We start from the raw sequence: 19,607 nt of genomic DNA, 5'->3' as shown, positions 1-19,607 counted from the left end.
AGCGTCACTCCGCAGTGTAATCGACCACGGCAAGGTCCCCGGCGCGTGCGCGCCATGCCGTCTGGTCGAGTTTCAACAGTTGCACACGACCCGCAGCCGTCGCAATTGCCAGCGTGTCGGCATCGCGCCAGGCGAGCCAGCTTGCGGCACGGCGGCGCGAGCCCTTCATGCCTGCGAGCGAGCGCTGCGGCACGGCCTGGGTCGTGGCGAAGCGCACGGTTTCGGTGTCGGCCCAGTCCCAGACGTACAGCTTGGCGTCCGACATCAGCACGGCGAGGCGGCTGCCGTCCGGCGAGAAGGCAACGACCTTCACGTCCTCGTCGCCCGGCTCGAATTCCAGTCGCACCGGCTCCTGACCGGCAACGAGCGGGTGGATGGTGATGGCTGACGCGTTGGAGGCGGTGAGCCAGCGGCCATCCGGCGATACGGACACGCTGCCGCCGCCGATGGCATCAGGGCCGGACGCGGCGGCCTCGGCGACAACGCGCGGCTCGCCGCCACCGAGCGGCCATTCCAGCAGTGAGCCATCGGTCTGGCTGGTGAAGATCTTCGTGCCGTCCGGGTGCAAAGTGAGGCCGAACGGCTCGCCCATGCTCGAGGGGCCATCTGTCAGCGTCGCATTGTCAGCGCCAGCGGCAACCAGCGCCAGCGCATTGGCTTGCGCCGGCACCGCGATTGCGGTGCCGTCCGCGCCGAGCACGACGCGCGCCACCCGGTTTCCGGGAACGAGGCGCATCTGCAGCGGGGCATCGCCACCGGCGGGGCCGCTGGCAACGCCGAGGCGTTCATGCACGGCGGCGATCATCCCGTCGGGACCGAGCGCGACGGAACTCACCGGGTCCGGCGCGCCGGTGCTGGCAACACTGACGGGTGGCTCGATGCCGTCGCCGTCCCACACGTAGATGCCGCCCGCGTCGTTGCCGGCGACGATGCGCCCGCTTTGCGGGTCGGCAGCGATGGACACCAGCGGCTGCCAAGAGGACGGCGCGAGGTCGTGGCGCACGCGGACATCTTCATCCATCGCCCAGACGCGCAGGTCGGAATCAACCGCGATGGTCGCAAGCTGATCGCCGCCCGCGTGCCACGACATGCCGGCGATGGCGCCGCGATGGCCGGTGAGGCGCACAGCAGGGTCGCTGAGCGTTTCCTCGCCGAAGGTTTCCAGCGGGTAGAGACAGATATCCTGTTCGTCGCAAACCAGCGCCAGCATCGGCGCGTCTGGTGCAAAGCGCAGGGCGGTGATCGCCGAGCCGGACACCCGGTTGGTGGCGAGTATTGCCGCGCCGTTCGACGGGCTGAGCGCCGCTGCATCGTAGACCGTGAGCTCGCCACCGCGCGTGCCGACTGCCAGCAGGGACGCATCAGACGAAAAGGCAATCGAGAGCGGTCCCGGCTTGTCGCCAAGCGTTTCGCCGATGCGCTCGCCGGTGCCGGCCGAATGCAGCACGATGGCGCCGTCCGATCCGGCAACCGCGAGACGTGCGCCATCCCGCGACAGGGCCAGCGCCTCGGCCTCGATGGTTTCGACCACGCTGTCGCGGCAGGCGGGGCGGGCGGCAGCAAGGTCGCAGCGGCGCAACAGGACCGAGCGGTCCGTCCGCGCCATCGCAAAGACCGTGGCCGCGTCATCCACGGCGATACGGTGCGGGCCGGAATAGAGCGGCGCGCTGTTTGACGGCGCTGCGACGGACGAGATCGAGCCGCTTGCGTCGATGCGCAGGATTTCGCCGCTGGTGAGGACTGCGACGAGGCTGCCGTCTTCGGCGGTCTTCACCAGCACCGGGTCCATCAGCCATTCCGGGCCATCGCCGCCGCCAACGGAAAGATCGTTTTCGGCGAGCGTCTCGCCTGCCGGCGAGAACCCGGTGACGCTGCCGCCACGGCGGGCAACGGAGAGGTTCTCACCGCTCCAGTCGAGCCACATGCCGCGCGCGCCGCCGCCGCGCACCAGCGCGCGCAGGTTGGGCGAGAGTTCCATCAGCGCGGTGAGGGCGGCCGAGCGGCCCTGTTCGGTTTCGTGCAGGTCGAGGGATTCAAGCGAGAGCGTGACGGCCTGTTCGACATTGCCTTCGGCAAGCGACAGCCGCGAGCGCGCGATCTTTTCCGATGCCTGCGCGATGATGCGCTGGGCCTCTTCCTGCTTGCGCGCATCTTCCTCGGCGATGCGGGCCTGCTCCTCGGCCTGGCGCGCGGCGCTTGCCTGCATCCACAGGACACCGGCAACGACGGTCGCCACCGCGAAGATCGCACCGGCGACCATGGCGAGCATGCGCTGGCGGCGCAGGGCGTTGATCTCTGCCTTGACGCGGGCATCCTCCGCCTCACGGGCGCGGGCGAGATATTCAAGGTCGGTCGGCTGCAGAAGGTCGCGCAGGTCTTCGCGCGCGGCGGCGGCTTCCGCGTCTTCCAGCCGGCCCGCGACGTGTGCGAGCCATTGCGGGTTCTTGCCGTTGGCTGCCCAGTCACGCGAGGCGCGGCGCACGCCCTCGATGGCGCTCAGTTCGCGCAGGTCTTCCTCAAGCCAGCCTTCCAGCCGACCCCACTGGCGCAGCAGGGCTTCGTGGGCGGGTTCGATGGTGGTTTCGCGGGTGTCGAGATCGACGTCGGTTGCCAGCAACCGCTCCTCGACCAGCAGGTCCATCAAGGGGCGGGCTTCTGCGGGAATTTCGGAAAGACGCGCGACACGGCGGCGCGGGGTGCCGGTGTCAGGGTCGATACCGGCGAGCCATGGAATAAGCCCCCGGCGCAGCAGGTTCAGCCGCGCGGTGCGGTCAGCGGGGATCGCGCCGGTGGCATCGGCGCGGGCCAGCGCGCGCTCCACGGCGGCGTTGATCGATCCGCGAATGCCGCCAAGCTCGTTGTACTCGGCAAGGGTCAGGTCGCCGTCATCGCCGTAGTCATTGTAGAGGCGCTCGAGCGTGAAGGCGAGCAGCGGCAAGGCATCCTTGGAGCCGCCCTTCTCGATGTCGGAGAGCAGCGCTTCGACGAGCGTGTCATCGAGTTTCAGCTGGCGGCCGGACTGGGTCAGGCGGCGGGCCGGGCCGTGAATCACCTCGCCATAGGCGCCACCCGGCATGGGCGGCAGCGACAGCAGTTCGGCATTGACCCCTTCGAGGGCTGCAGCAGTCTGGAGATATTCGTAGTTGTCGGAGCGGATCGTCACCATGCCGATGACGGCAGGGGCGTCCCCCGAAAGCAGTTCGCGGAACAGGGCGAGAAAGGTCTCGGCCTCCTCGCGCGCTTCCGCCGAGAACAGCGCTTCGCCCTGGTCCACCGGCATGATGACCGCGTGGCGGAAGCTCTCGTCGCCCCGGTCGAAGCCGGCGCGGTTTTCGAGATCGGCGAGTTCGCCCAGCAGAGCGCGTACGGCGTCCGCCCCGGCATCCACGGCCTTGCGGATGGAGGCGCGGTTGCGCGGCTTCTGCGCCATGGCGAACGCATCGCACAGACAGGTGACGAGCCCGGTCTCGCCATGCAGCGCGCCCCTGTCCGGGCGGATCGGCGGCAGCACGGTGAAGTGGCGGTCGTCACGCGAAAGTCGCGGCAGAAGCCCTGCGCGCATGAAGGAGGACTTGCCGCTGCCCGACGCGCCGAGGATGACGAGCAGGCGGGGCGCGCCCGCATCGCGCAGGCGGCGCACGAGATCGAGTCCGGTGATGATCTGGCCGTCGCGGCCGAAGAAAATCCCGGCATCCTCGACATCGAGCGGGCGCAGGCCGGGATAGGGCGCGCGCTGGGGATCGTCTTCCGGGGGCCAGTGGAAATAGCCGGCATCGACGCCGGAGACGCGCAGCCCGTGCTTGAGGCGAGCGAGGCCGTCCACGTTGAAGGCAACGGCGACCGGCTTGCGGTCGACCTCGACCTCGAAGGTGTCCTGGTCGCCCTGCTCGGCGAGGTCGACAAGCTGGTACTCCGCCGTCATCTCGACGGGGAGGCTGGCGATATCCACCTCCTCGACCAGTACGCCGAGGATGCGCTTGTTCATCTGCTTGGCGAGCAGGAATTCCGCGAGGCACCAGCGCGAATTGACCCAGGCCGGCGACAGCAGGAAGACCACCACCTCGCAGCGCGCGGCTGCCGATTTCAGAGCATTCTGCCATCGTTCGCCGGCGATCAGCCCGCGGTCGGGGTCGATGTCGAGGAAGACGTCATTCCACCCCTGCGCACCCAGCCACTGGGTGATCGCCAGCGCTTCGGCATTGTTGGCGCTCGAATGGGAGATGAAGATGCGGGCCATGGAAGCGGCGTATACTCGTTCAGGTCGTGGCGGTCATCAGTTGGGTGTCAGTTCGCCGATCCCACGGACCAGCGAATATTCCGCAACTTCTGCCGCGATGAAGCCCCACTTGCCGTCAACGAGCACCGGCGCCAGCCCTTCCTGGAATCCGTAGACGTCCTCGTATTGCGGTTCGATTGCGATGGTGATCTTGCCGGCCTCGTCAATGTGGGCAAAGCCGAACTTGCCGTCCTTCTTGATGGTGGCGTAGCTCTCGCGGAAGGAATAGGCGGTCTCCAGTTCCGGCGGGTACGCGGTGCTGCCCTGCTTGTTCACGTAGCCCCACTTGTTGCCGAGAGCCGCCGGGGCGACCCCTTGCGAAAAGTCACGCGCCCCGTCCAGCCCAAGGCCGATCACCGTCTTCGCGTCCTTGTCGAAGTAACCCCATTTTCGACCGTCGCTGCCGGCGGCAAGGCCCTCGCTGAAGTCGCGACCGCCGAGGATCGGGTTGCCATCGAAGAGTGTCTTGCCCTCCGCATCGACGTAGACGACCCCGGCATCGGTGATGCCACGGGCAAAGCCCTCGGAAAACGCGTGGAAGCCCTTCAGGTCTTTCTGGGGCAGGCCCCAGACGTCGAACGGCGCCCCACGCGGATTGAGGATCATCCAAGGGGTGCCATAGTCGGCCTTGATCTTGACCATGGAAAGACCGTCGGCGCGGTCGGAGGCGTCGAGAAAGGTGATGTCGGATTCCCGAGTGCCATCGGGGAAGATGAAGAACCAGGCGTCATCTGCTTCGCGGACCCGGGCAACGCCTTCGTTGAAGGCGCGGATTTCCTTGTATTTGGGCTCGATCACGACATCACCACTGGTCGCGATGTAGCCCCACAGGCCATCCTGCTTGATGCCGAACCGGCCATCTGCTCCGCGGTAGACACTTTCATAAGTCGGCTGGACCACCCAGTTTCCGGACCTGTCAATGAAACCCCACTTGCCGCCTTCCAGCGCGGGAGCCAGCCCTTCGTGGAAGTGGCCGACGGCTTCGTAGCGGGGCGGTATGGCCAAATCTTGTGCCGTTGCGGAAGAAAACGTGGCGGGAATGGTGAGAAATGCAGTTGCCAGGATGAGCATGGCAGCGGCCAGCATGCGCGTTCCGGTTTGCGTGCGCGCGGTTGTCGTCTTGCTGTGAACGTCCATCGTTGCTTCCCCCGATACCGACTGACCTTACGTCACATGATCCCACGATGAAAAGATGACGGAAATGGCACGGCAGATACAAGGAATTCCGGTGATTTTAACCATGTCATAAGCACTCCGGCGGCATCGTCTTTCCACTGAAATGGGCAGGTCACTGCCTCAGAGTGTGCGAACGGATGCCTCGCAAGAAACGCGAACGAAAACCAGCTCCTCTGTTGACCACGGCATTTTCAAGCAGCTTGTCGCTGCGTGCCGGGGGTTTCGTGCTGTGCACGATGCTCGCGCTGACGGTCGCGTTCGTTTCTCTCAGCTACATGTCGCGGAAGGCCGGTCTGCGCGACCAGCTCGGCGTCCATGTACGCCACCTGGTTGCGGCGGGCATCGACAATCGCAGCCGTCACGACCTGTTCGACATGATGGAGTTCGGCGAGAACGTCGCTCGCTCGACGCCGGTGCGCGGCGGGCGCGTGCTGGATGCCATCGGGGCGGAACTGGGCGTGTTCGGCCAGGCGCCGTTCATGACGTGGAAGCAGGCGGCGCTCATGGAGGTTCCGCAGCGCTTTCATTCCTCGTCACGCAACTTCGAGATCTATCTCAGCGCCGATGACATGCGGCTCGATCACGGTCTCATCATTCTCTACGACGCGTCCGACCTGCATTCGGAACTGCTCAGCGACGTACTCCAGGTCGGCTTTGCCGGTTTGCTTCTTTCGATGGGGCTGGCCCTCGTGACGTGCATCCTGTTTTCGCGGCAGGTCCTCAGGCCGGTCCAGTCCATTACCGCTGCCATCGAGACGTCACTGGAGGCTGCCGACGACGCGCCCGGAAGCCTCATGGTCGACGGCATACAGGGCAAGGAACTGGCCCGCCTCTGCGAAGCCATCAACGACTTGATGTTCATTTCCTACGCCAACGCGACTTCCGGCTTCGATGGCGACGGATCGGCAATCGACGACGTGCCGTTCCCGGCACTGTCCCTTTCCGAACACGGGTTCATCGTCGCTGCGAACGGCCCGGCGCTCGAACTTTTCCGGGCCAAGGACGAGATGGGCGTTGCCAGCGCCATCGAGGGCGGCAACTTCACCGTCGAGGGGCGCAAATGCGATGCGGCCTCGCTGGCCTCCATGGGCGAACTGGATACCACCGGCGAGTTGCGGTTCGAAAAGGACGGTGTGCCGGTCCTCGTGTCCTCGCGGGAACTGAAGCGGGCGGATGGAAGCGCGCGCGGCTACACGCTCGCGCTGGCCGATGTGCGCGAACTGGTGTCGGACATGCGCGGAGAAACCGAGCGCAGGCGCGAGACCGAGCAGGCGCTCGGCCAGGCCCGCAGCCGTCTGGCGGATTATCGCCGCCTGTTTGATGCCTGCATCATCCTCCTCGACAGCAGCGCCAGCGATCCGGGTGAAACCGCCTTCAACATCATGCCGGAACTGCTCATCACCTCGTGGCTGACCGAACTGACCAAGAGCACCGGAGCGCCGCGCCCTGACGTGCAGCACAACTCGCTGCCGCCGCTGAAAGGGTGCATGAGTTCGCTGCGCAAGGTCTTCGGCTTCGCGCTTGCCGTCATCTGGGCGCGCTCGCTGCAAGGCGAACCGGCGTTGCTGGTGCAGGGCACGCGCGAAGGCGACGGCGCGCAGTTCGTGCTGCGCGAGATCCGCAAGGGGGACCCGGCGCGCGCGATGCACGCAGCCGACAGCGCCGAAGCGCCGATCATGATCGGGGCGATGGGCCGTATCCTCGCCAAGAACGGCGGCCGCCTCGTGCGCGCGGCAGCCGGCAGGGACATGGACCTGAACGAGATCGCGTTCACGGTACCGCTTGATGTCGCCTCTGCCGAACGCCTCGTCACCGAGACGGACGCGCCTGAAGACGACCTCGATCCCGCGAGCGATGAAAGCGACGTCGCGGCCGCCTGAGGCGGCAAAACGTAATCCATCCTTTACCCAACGGCGGCTGCCGGGTTATGACTCGCGGCGATTTGCAACCCGTTCGCGGGCGCCCAGCGTCCGTGTTCCGTCTTTGAAGGCAACCGTGTTCCGCCTTCACGAGACAGAGGTTGCGCCGGAAGACCATTCACCCGAGGCATCACCCAAGGCCCGAGAGCCGAGCCAGAAGGGGCGTAGCTTTGCGACGCGTCGTGTTCCGTACCCTAGCCGCATTCGCGCTGGCGCTTGGCCTTGCCGCCGGGCTGCAGGCGCAGCCCGCCAAGGCCGGGCCTGCCATCCTCGTCGATGTCGACAGCGGGGAAGTGCTGTTTGCCAACCGTGCGTTTGACCGCTGGCACCCGGCGTCCATCACCAAGCTGCTAACGGCGTATCTCGCCTTCGACGCGATTCGCTCAGGCCGGCTGCAACCGGATTCCCCGGTGACGATGAGCCAGAACGCCCTGTCCAACCCGCCGAGCAAGATGGGTTTCCCGGTCGGCACGCGAATCACCCTGTCGGCTGCGCTGAAGATGCTGATCGTGAAGTCGGCGAACGACATCGCTGTCGCCATCGGCGAGACGGTGGGCGGCAGCGAGCCAGAATTCGTCGCCATGATGAACCGGACCGCGCAGCGCCTCGGCATGACGAACTCGCATTTCGAGAACCCGCACGGCCTGCACCATCCCAACCAGTACACGACGGCGCGCGACATGGCGGTGCTGGCACGGGCAATCCACCGCGAGTTTCCGCAGTACCAGAACCTGTTCGAGATCCCGGCGATCCGCGTCGGGCGCAAGACGCTGCGCTCGCACAACCGGCTTGTGGGGCGCTATCCCGGCACCACCGGCATGAAGACCGGCTACATCTGCGCCGGGGCATACAATCTCGTGGCGTCCGCCAAGCGGGGCCGCACGCACCTCATCGCCGTGGTCCTGGGCGCGCCCAACGGGCGCTACCGCTCGCTGGTGGCGGCACACCTGCTGGAGAACGGCTTCGACCGGTCGCGCGGCTTCTTCTCGTCCTCGCGCACGACGATCGATTCCTTCCGGGGCGCCGGGCGCGAGCCGTTCGACATGCGCCCCTATGTCTGCAAGCCGCGCTCGCAACGCCCGCCGCTGCCGCGCGAGATCGCGTCCTACGGGTTCGACGTGCCGATCGTGAATGCCAACGACGATGACGATGAGGGCGAGGACGAGTCCGATCCCGTCGGAACGCGCGGCGCTGCCGCGATCCAGGTGAGTTCCGGCGGCGGACGCATGACCCGCGCCGAGCGCATCGCGGCTTATCTCGCAGGCCCTGCCAGCGGCACGACGGTCAATGCCAACGGCATGCTCGCCAAGGATGAACTGGCTTCGATGTCCATGCCGCGCACCATCCCGGCACCGATGCCGCGCATGGCGTCCGCCAACAGGATGCCGGCTGCGAACACGCCGCTGCCGGGTGCCGTTGCGCCGCCGCCTGCTGCGCTCGTGCCGCCGCCGGCGGCTGCGCCGATGACGGGCGATGCTGCGGGCTTGCGCCTGAGCATTCCCGTGCCGCGCCGCAGGCCGGTTCGCTGAGGCTGGGCCGGGTTCGCGAAAAAAAGTTTACCGGCTTCGTTTAGCCGCGCGATTCGCCGCGCCGGATGCGGAAGGTAAGCGTTTCGCCGTCCTGCTCGCTCGACACCAGCTCGTGGCCTGCCTCGTTGCAGAAGTGCGGAATGTCGATTGCGGCAGCGGGATCGGTCGCGAGGACTTCCAGGACATCGCCAACCTCGACCGACTGCAACGCCTTGCGGGCCTTGAGCACGGGAAGCGGGCACAGCAGCCCTGACACATCGAGACGTTCGTTCACGGCATACCTCTGGCCTTGGTCCGGTGGCGGTGCGGATACGGCATCTTGTATCGCGGTGCAAGTCGCGCTTTCCTGCACGCAGGAGGACACGAACATGGGCCTGTTGGAGCGCATCGCAAGCGATGTGACCTATATGCGTGGCTTGCTGCGGGCGCTGAAGCGCGTGAACGCTGCCACGAAAGACCCGGAACGCACCTTTCCCGACATCCTGTCAGACCTCGCGCTCGTCTTCGACGAGCGGCCCGCGCTGATCGGGCAGGATAGCCACTACAGCTACCGCGAGGTGGAAGCGCGCGCCAACCAGTATGCCCACTGGGCCTTTTCGGTGGGGCTGGAGCCCGGCGACACCGTTTCCCTGCTGATGAAGAACTGCCCGGAATATCTCGCCATCTGGTTCGGCCTGATCCGGGCGGGGGTGCGCGTGGCACTGCTCAACACGAACCTGACCGGACATTCGCTGGGCCATTGCATGCAGGCGGTGCCGGTGAAGAAGGCCATCGTCGATACCGATCTGCTGGAGGCGCACGATTCGGCGCTGCCGCACATGGGCAAGCCGCCGGAACTGTGGGTCCATGGCAAGGCCGATCACGGGTTCGACCTCGTCGCGGCCCTGACACGAATGCCGGAAGACGGCCTTGCGGCCGACCGCAAGCCGAAGATCGCGCATGAAGACCCCGCGCTCTACATCTACACGAGCGGCACCACGGGCCTGCCGAAGGCCGCCGTCATCAACCACTACCGCATCGTCGCGGCGATGCACGGCTTTGCCGCCATCTGCAATTCCAACCGCGATGACCGGATCTACGTGGCGCAGCCGATGTATCACACCTCCGGCGGCATTCTCGCCGTGGGCATCGCGCTGACCGTCGGCGGCAGCGTGGTGATCCGCGAACGATTTTCGGCGCGCAGCTTCTGGGACGATATCGTCGAGACCAAGTGCACGGCCTTCCAGTATATCGGCGAGCAGTGCCGCTACCTTCTGAACGCGCCGAAGACGGCCGCCGAGGAGAAGCACAGCATCCGGTTCTGCAACGGCAACGGCTTGCGGCCGGACATCTGGGAAGACTTCCAGTCCCGGTTCGCCATTCCGCGCATCGTGGAGTGGTACGCGGCGACAGAGGGCAACGTCACCCTGTTCAACCTCGACGGCACGCCGGGTTCCATCGGGCGAATCCCGCGCTGGCTGGAACGCCGCTTCCCGGTCAAGGTCGTCAAGTTCGACGTGGAGACCGAGCAGCCAGTGCGCGATGCCGCCGGGCACTGCGTGGAATGCGAAGCCGGCGAAGTGGGTGAGGCCATCGGCAAGATTTCCCGCGATGCGTCGACCCCGGCGTCACGGTTCGACGGTTATGCCAACCGCGACGAGACCAAGAAGAAGGTGCTGCGCAATGTCTTCGAGAAAGGCGATGCGTGGTTTCGCACCGGCGACCTGATGCGGCGCGACAAGCGCGGCTATTTCTACTTCGTAGACCGGATCGGCGACACGTTCCGGTGGAAGGGCGAAAACGTCTCCACCTCGGAAGTGGAAGAGGTGATGACCGCGTTTCCCGGCATCAGGCAGGCGAACGTCTACGGCGTCACCGTGCCGCTGCACAACGGGCGGGCCGGGATGGCGGCCATCGTCAGCGATCGCGACCTCGACCTCGTGGCCCTGCACGAACACCTCGAGCGCGAGTTGCCCTCCTACTCGCGGCCACGCTTCCTGCGTCTGCTCTCGACGCTGGACGTGACCGGCACCTTCAAGGTCAAGAAGACGGACCTGCGCGCGGAAGGGTTCGACCCGCGCCGCAGTGCCGATCCGCTCTATTTCAACAATCCCGATTCATTTGCCTTCGAGCGCCTCGACATCAATTTGTATCGCAAGATCGAGGTCGGCGATTTCCGGCTCTGACACGCGGCGAGGACAAATCCATGCATGATCCGCTCGAAGTGCTCGCGTTCTGGTGGGACGCGGGACCGGAAAAATGGTTCGGCGGCGGCGAGGCGATCGACGCGAAATGCGAGGAACATTGCGGCGAGGCCTTCAAGGCCGCCGAAGCCGGACAGCTCGACGACTGGGAGGCGGTGCCGCACTCTGCGTTGGCGCTGATCCTGCTGCTCGACCAGATGCCGCGCAACATGTTCCGCGACACGCCGCGCATGTTTGCAACCGATGACAAGGCTCTGGCGCTGGCCGACCGGGCCATCGCCAAGCGATTCCACCTGGCCTACGCGCTGCCTGCGCGCCGCTTCATCTACATGCCCTTCATGCATGCCGAGGACATCGACGCGCAGACGCGCTGCGTCGACCTGTGCCGCGCAGACGGTGACGACGAGGGCCATCGCTATGCGCTGATCCACATGGACGCCATTCGCCGTTTCGGGCGCTTTCCCCACCGCAACGAGATCCTTGGCCGCAAGACGACGGCGGAGGAAGCGGCATACATGCGCACCGGGGGCTTTGGTGGTTGAACGCTACCGCGCCAGAGGCGCAGTCCAATGTAATTCTTGAGTGCGGGCGCAGGGAACTTCACAATGGCCGCGATCCTCGTCCCGGTCGCGGTTGCCGGTTGACCTGGCGGAGCCTGAACAAGAAGCCGGACGAAATCCACTCAGCTTGCATGTGAATGAACGCGCAATCCCAACCCATCCACTGTCAGCGGCTTGGCTGGAGCGAACTTGCGTCCCGCGTCGATGACTGGCGCAAGCTGGCCGAAAACGCGGCGACGCCGAACATCTTCTATCACCCCGATTTCGCACTTCCCGCCGCCGAGGCGCTGGGTGTCGGCAATGCGCTTCAGGCCATTGCCGCCTTTACGGGCGAGGAACTCGTCGGCCTGATGCCCATGCGGGTGCGCAATCGCTGGGGTCTGCCGTTCCCCATCGTCGAAGCATGGACCCACCCCAATGCCCCCGCCAGCCTGCCGCTGGTTGCGCGCGCGCAGGCGGAGGCCGCGACCATTGCCCTGTTCGACGCGATCACCGCCGACAGAGGATTGCCGGGGATCGTGCTGCTGCCAACGCTGCTGCTGGATTCGCCGTTTGCCGCCGCCCTGCTTTCGGTGCGAAAGCCGCTCTACGTCCATTCCGGTCATCAGCGTGCTGTGGCGCGCGAGCCGCTTTCCGGCGACGACTATCTCGCACACGCGATGAGCGGGTCACGCCGCAAGAAGCTGCGCCAACAATTTGCCGGGCTCGAGGCCGAAGGCATCGTGAGCGTAACCGCCGCGGCATCTCCGCACGAGGCGTCCGAGGCGCTGGATGCATTTCTCGCGCTCGAGGTTGGTGGCTGGAAGGGCGAGGCGGGAACGGCACTGGCGCGCGACGACACGACGCTCACGCTGGCGCGCGACGTCGTGCAACGGCTGGCGGAAGGCGGCATGGCGCGCATCTTTGTCATGTCGCTCGACGGCAAGCCGATTGCTTCGCTCATTGCCTTCACCGAGGGCACGACCGCCTGGCTGTGGAAGATCGCCTATGACGAGGCCTACGCGAAGCACTCACCGGGCAAGCACCTGTTCATGGCCGCGGTGCGGATGCTGCGAGACGAGAACCCGGACATGCTGATCGATTCCTGCGCGCAGCCCAACCATCCGCTTGCCGACCTCGTGCTGGGCGAGCACATGGCGATGGGAGACGTGGTGGTGTCCGCCGGCGGCCGGGCGGGACCTGCCTTTCGCACGGCCAACCTGCTGGAACGCCTGCGCGGGCAGGCACGCCGGCTCAAGCACAAGTTGAAGGGTTGAGGCGTCAGCCTTCGTCGCGCAGCAACCTGCGGATCACCTTGCCTGTCGTCGTCAGGGGCAGGGAATCGCGGAAGGCGATCTCGCGCGGGTATTCGTGCGCCGCAAGGCGCTCGCGCACCCATTTCTGGATTTCGGCGGACAATTCGTCGGAAGGACTGCGCCCCTGTTTCAGGACGACGAAGGCCTTCACGATTTCCGTGCGCACCGGGTCCGGCTTGCCGACAACGGCTGCCAGTGCAACGTCCGGATGGGCGATCAGGCAATCTTCCACTTCGCCGGGACCGATGCGATAGCCGGACGAGGTGATGACGTCATCGTCGCGCCCGACGAAATAGACGTAGCCATCGTCGTCGGTCATACCCTGGTCGCCGGTCAGCATCCAGTCGCCGACGAACTTGTCGCGGGTCGCGCCGGGCAGGTTCCAGTATTCCAGGAACATCACCGGGTCCGGCCGCTTCACGGCGACCTGGCCGGTCTGGTGCGGCTCCAGTTCGTTTCCGTCTGAATCGATAATGCCGACCGTGTGGCCGGGCACCGGCATGCCGATTGCGCCGGGCCGCGACACGCCGATCTCGGCGCACGACGACAGCACGAGATTGCATTCCGTCTGGCCGTAGAACTCGTTCACCGTGAGGCCAAGCTGCTCGCGCGACCAATCGTAGGTCTCGCGCCCCAGCGATTCACCGCCCGAGGCCAGCGTGCGCAGCATCAGGTGGAAGCGTGAAGACGGGTTCTGCACCGTGCGCATCATGCGCAGCGCGGTCGGCGGGATGAAGGCGTTGCGCACCTTCATGCTTTCCAGCAGCGCGAAGGCCTGCAGCGGATCGAACTTCTCCACCCGCTGGCAGACGACCGGCACGCCGAGCAGCAGGCCCGGCAGCAGGATGTTCAGCAACCCACCGGCCCAGGCCCAGTCCGCGGGCGTCCACAGCATGTCGCCGTCCTGCGGCAGGAACTCGTGCGGCATCTGCACGCCGGGTATGTGGCCCAGAAGCACGCGGTGCCCGTGCAGTGCGCCCTTGGCTGGCCCGGTGGTGCCGGAGGTGTAGATCATCAGGGCCGGGTCGTCCGGCCCTGTGTCGGCGGGCGCGAAATCATCGCGGCCCGCATCAACGAGGGCATCGAACGACTGGGCATCGCCGGACTTCCCGTCGATGGAGACGATCAGTTCAAGCTCTTCCGGCAGGTCCTCGATGTCCTGAAGCCGTTCCAGCCCCTGCGCGCAGGTGATGATGCAGCGCGCACCGGAATCCTTCAGCCGGTAGGCCAGCGCATCGGGGCCGAACAACAGGGCGAGCGGAACTGCGATGGCGCCCAGCTTGTAGATCGCGGCATGGGCGATTGGCGTCTGCGGGCATTGGGGCAGCAGGATCGCGACCCGGTTGCCGGGGCGAATGCCCTGGCCCGACAGGCTGGAGGCGAGCCGCGTGGAGCCGCTCGCGAGGTCGCCATAGGTGACCTCTTCCACGTTGCCGTCGGCCGTGCGGCTGAAGATCGCCGGGCGGTCCGGCTCGCGCTCGGCCCAGGCGTCGGTCGTGGCGACGCCGATGTTGAAGCGCTCGGGAACCTGCCAGGTGAACCCGTCGACGAGCCCCTTGTATGTCTCCGCCCGGTTCAGCATCGCACGATTTCGACTACTTCGGCTGCGCCATCACAAGCACCCAGTAGACCCGGTACTTGGAATTCGGCGCGTAGTGGGCGGCGATGCCCATGTCGCGGGCGTTCTTCATCAGCATGGTCTTGCGATGGGGCGGACTGTCGCGCCAACCGGAAAACGCTTCGGCGAATGTGTGGTAGCCGGCGGTGACGGATTCTTCCACGTCGGCGGCCTCGTAGCCGGCTGACTGGAGCCGTCCCTTCAGGCGGCCGTCAGGGTTCGGGCGGCTTGCGGTCGCGTTGGCGGCAAGGCTCGCGGCGTAGGAGCGCGCAAGGCTCGTCAGCGCGGGATTGAGCTGCACTTCGCCGACGCCCTGCGTGCGGCGGTAGTTGTTAATGAAGTCGCGGGCGTTCGCCTCGTTCAGGTTGCCGCTAGAACTTGCCAGGTTCTGGTAGAAGGCGGGCTGGTTCGAGGTCGAACCGGAACATGCGGCCAGTCCGGCCGCCAACGTGCAGGCGAGCAGGCAGGCGGCTAGCGCGCGGACACGGGTCCGCTGCGTGGCATTGGCGACCGGGAGGGTCATTTCAGGAAAATCCTTGTTCGGAGACTTCAATTCGTCTCGCCTTGCGGTTCGGGATCGGTGGTGATGCGGATCGGACCACGCACGTTGAGATCGTTCTGCGGGAACGGAATCTCGATGCCTTCCTCTCTGAACCGGGCGAGGATCGCATAGCGCAGATCGCTGCCCACCACCAGAACATTTCCGATATCCGCAAGGTAGACGTCCATGCGGAAGTCCAGCGAGCTTGCACCGAAATCCATGAAATAAACGTTTGGACCGGGGAAGCCGAGAATGTGCTGGTGGGAGCGGGCCAGCTCCAGGAGGATGTCGCGCACCTTCTCGACATCTGAATCGTAGCCGACGCCGATATTGACCGACAGGCGACCGGTCTTGTTCGACAGGGTCATGTTCTTGACCGAGCCGGAAATCAGGTCGGAGTTCGGCACGATGACCGTGGCGCGGTCGAAGGTCTGGACCTCGGTGGCGCGCACCTTGATGCGCTGGACCGTGCCCTCGTCGCTGCCGACCTTGATCCAGTCGCCGACCTTCACCGGGCGTTCCGCCAGCAGGATCAGGCCGGAGACGAAGTTGTTGACGATGGACTGGAGGCCGAAACCGATACCAAGCGAGAGCGCGCCGGCCACGATGGCGAGATTGGCCAGGTCGAAGCCGGCAAAGGATATGGCGATGGCCGCTGCCACCATCAGACCGACATAACTGAAGGCGGTCGAGACGGATGACTTCAGGCCGACATCGAGATTGGTGCGCGGCAGGTACTTGTTGTCGAGCCAGGTGCGGATGGTGCGGGTCGCGATCAGGCCGATAATGAAGACGACGATCGCGGAGATGATGACCGACGGCGAGATGGTGATCTCGCCGACCTGGATGCCGAAGAAGGCGGAGCGGACCCAGCCGCTCCACTGCCACGTGTCGAAGCCCCACGGCACCATGACGAGGACGGCCGCGCAGATGATGAGGAACAGGCGGAACGCGCCGCTGCCGAGCACCACGAACTGCTCGACGGTGGAGCGTGACAGCCCCATGCCCCGGCTCAGCTTCGACATGTGCCCCGTGCCGCCACCCACCAGCGTGGAGGCAAGCTCGTCGGTGAAGGCGACCAGGATGACCGTGACGGCGACGACGGAAGAGGCCAGCACCACGTGGGTCGCGGCATAGGCCGACAGGGCCACGAAGCCGAGAAGCGCGGAGACGATGATGCCGCCGAAGATCAGCAGGTACAGGATGCGGAAGAGCGCCGAGGGCTTGCCCTTCACGACCGATGCCTCGTCCGGGACAAGGTCGCCTTCGTGTTCCTCGTCGTCACCGCCGGGGCGGCCCGCCGCGATGATGCGAAGGCCCCAAATACCCATAAGCGCGATCAGGAGCGCGTAGATGCCGCTGCGCGCAATCTCGACCTGCAAGGGTGCGGCGATGACGTCGAAGGCGGTATCGAAAAATTCGTCGATCGCCAGCAGCGCCACGATCGTCAACAGCACGCGGGTCAGCGCCAGCGCCTGTTCCTGCGGCAGGGAGAGCAGCCGCCAGGTGGGCACGTGGGGGGCGAGGACCGCGATGATGAGCGCGCGCGGGAACAGGTAGAACCAGCTTGCGACCACCGCGCCCCGCACCAGCGCCAGCATCCGTTCGGGCAGGATGCCGGAGGACTGGACCGCTGCCAGCACCAGGTAGACGGCGATGATCGGCACCAGCGCATCGACGACGATCATCCATGTCGCGCCGGCATATTTCTCCAGGGCCGAGGGTTCGGAATCGCGTGCCACACGCTTGTAGAGCCGACGCAGTTTCTGGCGGCCGAACAGCACCATGGCTATGCCCACGGCAATCGACAGGCCGATTGGCAGCAGCTTCAGATTGATCGCGTAGGCCGAAGCCTCCGGCGACGGCGTCATGTTGTTGAGTGCCGCGCGCGAGCCTTCGCCGAGAAGCAGGGTCAGGCGCCGCCAGACCTGCGGCATCTGGGTGAAAACCTCGCTCCAAAGGGCAGGGTCGTAGGGCGCGCGGTTGCGCTCGGTCAGCCGTGCCGTGAACTGGTCACGGCGGAACTGGGAGATACGGGCTTCAAGCTGCTCTGCCTGCACCGAGATGACGCGCGCCTGCGACAGCAGGCCCTTCACGTCACTGAGGGCGGCGTTCAGCGCCTGGCGCTCCTGCTGGACGGCTTCGGGTTCGGCCGACTCGCCATCGACAGGCGCTTCGCCCATCTGGGCGATCCGCGCCTCGATGACGCGGACGCGCTCCTGCAGGCCTGCAATCAGGTTGGGAGCCTCGGCCCGGATCGGTTCGAGCTGGCGGCGCAGGGTAACGAGCTCTTCGTCGTCGCGCGTGTCGCGGCGCATGGCCGCCTCGATGCTGTCGACGACAGCCTTCCAGGCATTGACCGTCTGGCGCTGCTCCTCGATGGCAGCTGCAGCAATCTGCGCGGGGCGCGCGGTCGCCTGCGGTTCCACCGGTTGCGCCGTGGCCGGCGCGGCATTCGGATCTGCCGGCGCGGCAGGCGGCGTTGCGCCGGGTTGGGAGGGGTCTGCGGTCGGCTGCTCGCCAGCAGGTGCGGCCGGCTGGGCTGCCGGTTGCGCAGCGGGCTGCGTGGCCGCTGGGGCCTGCCCGGTTGTCGTCGTGTTCGCATCGTCCTGCGGTGTCTGGGCCGCAAGTGGTGAACCGATCAGCAGCGTCGCGAGAGCGAGCGTGCGCAAAACAAGGCGAAGGCTATGCAATGTCGAACCGTCTTTCATGGCGTAAAGGTGTGCCCATCATTCCCGAGCAGGGTCAAGAACCGATAATGGAGGCAGAATTCGGGTGATGTGTCGAAAGGCAACCTAGGACAGCGCCGCCATTTCGCCACGTTGCTGGACATACTTTGCCGTGCGCAGGCCGGTTCGCTTTTTTTGGGGACGTTGTGTAACGAAGCGGCTATATCAAGCGCCTAATGATTTCTCTGGGGCAGTTTTCAACGTCGGCGACAGGCACGTGATCACCAACCATCAGGATCGGCAAATTTCAGCCGTGCGCCTGCAGAATGGGCGTGCGAGAGCCCGTACACTGGTTGCCAGCGTGGCTGCCGTGGTGTGCGCAGGCCTGCTGGTTTCCGCCTGTGCCTCGCTCGACGTCAACAATCCCGGCTTCCTGGCAGGCGCTGATGCCGACCGCCGCGATGCGCGGATCGGGGCGCGGGAAAACCCGCGCGTGCTGGCAGCCTTCGGCGGTCCCTACGCCAGCGGCGATCTCAATTCCTACGTCCAGTCCGTGACCGGGCGGCTTGCCGAAAAAGCCGCGTCCGGCCCCAACGGGTACAAGGTCACGCTGCTCAACTCGCCGTCGATCAACGCGTTTTCCCTGCCCGGCGGCTACATTTACGTGACGCGCGGCCTGCTGGCGCTCGCCAACAACGAGGCCGAGCTTGCCGCCGTCATCGCGCACGAGATGGCGCATATCGATAGCCGTCACGGATTGCAGCGCCAGCGCCAGGCGGTGTCCGCCACCGCCGTCGGCAAGGTCATCGCCGACATGTCGCGCGGGCCGGGCAGCGGCGACGAGGGTGCCGATTTCGCGCGCAGCCAGGTGGCGCAGTTCTCCCGCCAGCAGGAGCTGGAAGCCGACGCGGTCGGCATCCGCATCATGGCGAAGGCGGGCTACGACCCGCGCGCTGCAGCGCAGTTCCTGACATCGCTCGACCGCCAGAACGCGCTTCACTCGCGGATGATGAACCGCAGCTACGACCCGAGCCGGGTCGACCTGACGGCGTCACATCCGACCACGCCGCAGCGCATTGCCGCTGCCGAAAGCGACGCGCGCACCGTGCTGCCGGAGGGTGGCGGTGAGCGCAACGAGCAGCGCTATCTCTCCGCCATCGAGGGCATTCTCTACGGCGATGATCCGAGCGAAGGCTACGTTCGCGACCGTACGTTCCTGCATCCGCGCCTTGGCATCACCTTCACCATGCCTGACAGCTACGGCGTCCAGAACGCGCCGAATGCCGTCGTTGGCTTCGCGCCGGACGGTGCGATCATGCGATTTGACGGGATCGAGGTTCCGGCGCGCCGAACGCTGCTGGACCACCTGAAGCGCAACGCCGTGAGTGGCGGCACCGTCCAGTCGATCAGCGGCGGGGAAGTCAACGGGCGCGAGGCTGCGTTCGCGGTCGCCAATGCCGACAGCTGGCAGTTCCGCATCGCGCTGATCCGTGGCCGCAACAACGAGGTCTACCGTTTCATTCACGCGACGCAGAAGCCCGCGCCGAACGATGAGGCGGACTTCGCCAATGCTGTGAATACCTTCCGCTACGTGGATCAGAACACCGCCAGTTCGGTCTCGCCCCTGCGGGTGCGCATCGCGCAGGTGCGCCCCGGCGACACGGCTGTCACGATCGCCAACCGGATGTCCTATTCCGACATGCGGCTGGAGCGGTTCCTGACGCTGAACGGCATCCAGCCGGGCCAATCGCTGCGTCCGGGCGAAAAGGTCAAGGTCATCGCCGAGCGCTGAGGGCGTTCGAGCAGACATGAAAACGGGGCCGCGCGGGCCCCGTCCTCTC

12 protein-coding genes are annotated in these 19,607 nt (G+C 66.0%); 6 read left to right on the top strand and 6 right to left on the bottom strand.

Translation table 11 applies throughout. The annotated features are described in order from the left end of the window. Nucleotides 1-4 precede the first annotated feature (4 nt). Entirely contained in the window at nucleotides 5-4,237 is a 4,233-nt protein-coding gene (locus ACKTEK_RS13205; protein WP_409165758.1) for a TIR domain-containing protein, read from the bottom strand. A gap of 36 nt (nucleotides 4,238-4,273) precedes the next feature. Then, complete coding sequence (locus ACKTEK_RS13200; protein ID WP_409165757.1) at nucleotides 4,274-5,413, bottom strand: WG repeat-containing protein; 1,140 nt, start codon at nucleotides 5,411-5,413, stop codon at nucleotides 4,274-4,276. A gap of 239 nt (nucleotides 5,414-5,652) precedes the next feature. Here ACKTEK_RS13200 and ACKTEK_RS13195 point away from each other — a divergent pair, with 239 nt between their 5' ends. Both ACKTEK_RS13195 and ACKTEK_RS13190 read left to right on the top strand, forming a co-directional pair. Continuing rightward, on the top strand, nucleotides 5,653-7,332 hold the full coding sequence (locus ACKTEK_RS13195) for a hypothetical protein (protein WP_409165756.1): 1,680 nt from the start codon (nucleotides 5,653-5,655) through the stop codon (nucleotides 7,330-7,332). Between the two features lie 221 nt (nucleotides 7,333-7,553). Then, complete coding sequence (locus ACKTEK_RS13190) at nucleotides 7,554-8,900, top strand: D-alanyl-D-alanine carboxypeptidase family protein (RefSeq protein ID WP_409165755.1); 1,347 nt, start codon at nucleotides 7,554-7,556, stop codon at nucleotides 8,898-8,900. A gap of 40 nt (nucleotides 8,901-8,940) precedes the next feature. Here the strand turns inward: ACKTEK_RS13190 and ACKTEK_RS13185 are convergent, their stop codons facing one another. Further along, on the bottom strand, nucleotides 8,941-9,174 hold the full coding sequence (locus ACKTEK_RS13185) for a sulfurtransferase TusA family protein (RefSeq protein WP_409165754.1): 234 nt from the start codon (nucleotides 9,172-9,174) through the stop codon (nucleotides 8,941-8,943). A gap of 94 nt (nucleotides 9,175-9,268) precedes the next feature. On the opposite strand from ACKTEK_RS13185, the gene ACKTEK_RS13180 reads away from it, so the two are divergent. The 3 genes from ACKTEK_RS13180 to ACKTEK_RS13170 all read left to right on the top strand — a co-directional run bounded on the left by ACKTEK_RS13180 (nucleotide 9,269) and on the right by ACKTEK_RS13170 (nucleotide 12,899). Continuing rightward, nucleotides 9,269-11,065: a long-chain-acyl-CoA synthetase gene (locus tag ACKTEK_RS13180; protein WP_409165753.1), complete on the top strand. Its 1,797-nt coding sequence runs from the start codon at nucleotides 9,269-9,271 to the stop codon at nucleotides 11,063-11,065. 20 nt (nucleotides 11,066-11,085) lie between these two features. Further along, nucleotides 11,086-11,625 carry a DUF924 family protein gene (locus ACKTEK_RS13175; RefSeq protein WP_409165752.1) on the top strand — a complete coding sequence of 180 codons (540 nt, stop codon included), beginning with the start codon at nucleotides 11,086-11,088 and terminating at the stop codon, nucleotides 11,623-11,625. A 155-nt stretch (nucleotides 11,626-11,780) separates the two neighbouring features. Next, complete coding sequence (locus ACKTEK_RS13170; RefSeq protein WP_409165751.1) at nucleotides 11,781-12,899, top strand: GNAT family N-acetyltransferase; 1,119 nt, start codon at nucleotides 11,781-11,783, stop codon at nucleotides 12,897-12,899. Nucleotides 12,900-12,903: 4 nt separating this feature from the next. Here ACKTEK_RS13170 and ACKTEK_RS13165 read toward each other — a convergent pair whose 3' ends face one another. From ACKTEK_RS13165 to ACKTEK_RS13155, 3 genes are read right to left on the bottom strand one after another with little or no spacing between them, the layout of a single operon-like run. Continuing rightward, entirely contained in the window at nucleotides 12,904-14,520 is a 1,617-nt protein-coding gene (locus tag ACKTEK_RS13165) for an AMP-binding protein (RefSeq protein WP_409165750.1), read from the bottom strand. Between the two features lie 13 nt (nucleotides 14,521-14,533). Continuing rightward, the gene (locus ACKTEK_RS13160; RefSeq protein WP_409165749.1) at nucleotides 14,534-15,079 is read right to left on the bottom strand and encodes a CAP domain-containing protein; all 546 of its coding nucleotides are present in this window, start codon (nucleotides 15,077-15,079) and stop codon (nucleotides 14,534-14,536) included. Nucleotides 15,080-15,105: 26 nt separating this feature from the next. Next, nucleotides 15,106-17,790, bottom strand: coding sequence for a DUF3772 domain-containing protein (locus ACKTEK_RS13155; protein ID WP_409165748.1), 2,685 nt, complete (start codon nucleotides 17,788-17,790; stop codon nucleotides 15,106-15,108). Between the two features lie 337 nt (nucleotides 17,791-18,127). On the opposite strand from ACKTEK_RS13155, the gene ACKTEK_RS13150 reads away from it, so the two are divergent. Continuing rightward, complete coding sequence (locus tag ACKTEK_RS13150; RefSeq protein ID WP_409165747.1) at nucleotides 18,128-19,558, top strand: M48 family metalloprotease; 1,431 nt, start codon at nucleotides 18,128-18,130, stop codon at nucleotides 19,556-19,558. Nucleotides 19,559-19,607 lie beyond the last annotated feature (49 nt).

It is taken from the genome of Tepidamorphus sp. 3E244, assembly GCF_046159835.1.
GTDB lineage: Bacteria > Pseudomonadota > Alphaproteobacteria > Rhizobiales > Tepidamorphaceae > JACKJK01.
This window is presented reverse-complemented; position numbering and strand designations above follow the sequence as displayed.

Coding starts and splice junctions, on each gene's coding strand:
- ACKTEK_RS13205 (WP_409165758.1), bottom strand. CDS start 4,237: ATGGCCCGCATCTTCATCTCCCATTCGAGCGCCAACAATGCCGAAGCG.
- ACKTEK_RS13200 (WP_409165757.1), bottom strand. CDS start 5,413: ATGGACGTTCACAGCAAGACGACAACCGCGCGCACGCAAACCGGAACG.
- ACKTEK_RS13180 (WP_409165753.1), top strand. CDS start 9,269: ATGGGCCTGTTGGAGCGCATCGCAAGCGATGTGACCTATATGCGTGGC.
- ACKTEK_RS13175 (WP_409165752.1), top strand. CDS start 11,086: ATGCATGATCCGCTCGAAGTGCTCGCGTTCTGGTGGGACGCGGGACCG.
- ACKTEK_RS13170 (WP_409165751.1), top strand. CDS start 11,781: ATGAACGCGCAATCCCAACCCATCCACTGTCAGCGGCTTGGCTGGAGC.
- ACKTEK_RS13165 (WP_409165750.1), bottom strand. CDS start 14,520: ATGCTGAACCGGGCGGAGACATACAAGGGGCTCGTCGACGGGTTCACC.
- ACKTEK_RS13160 (WP_409165749.1), bottom strand. CDS start 15,079: ATGACCCTCCCGGTCGCCAATGCCACGCAGCGGACCCGTGTCCGCGCG.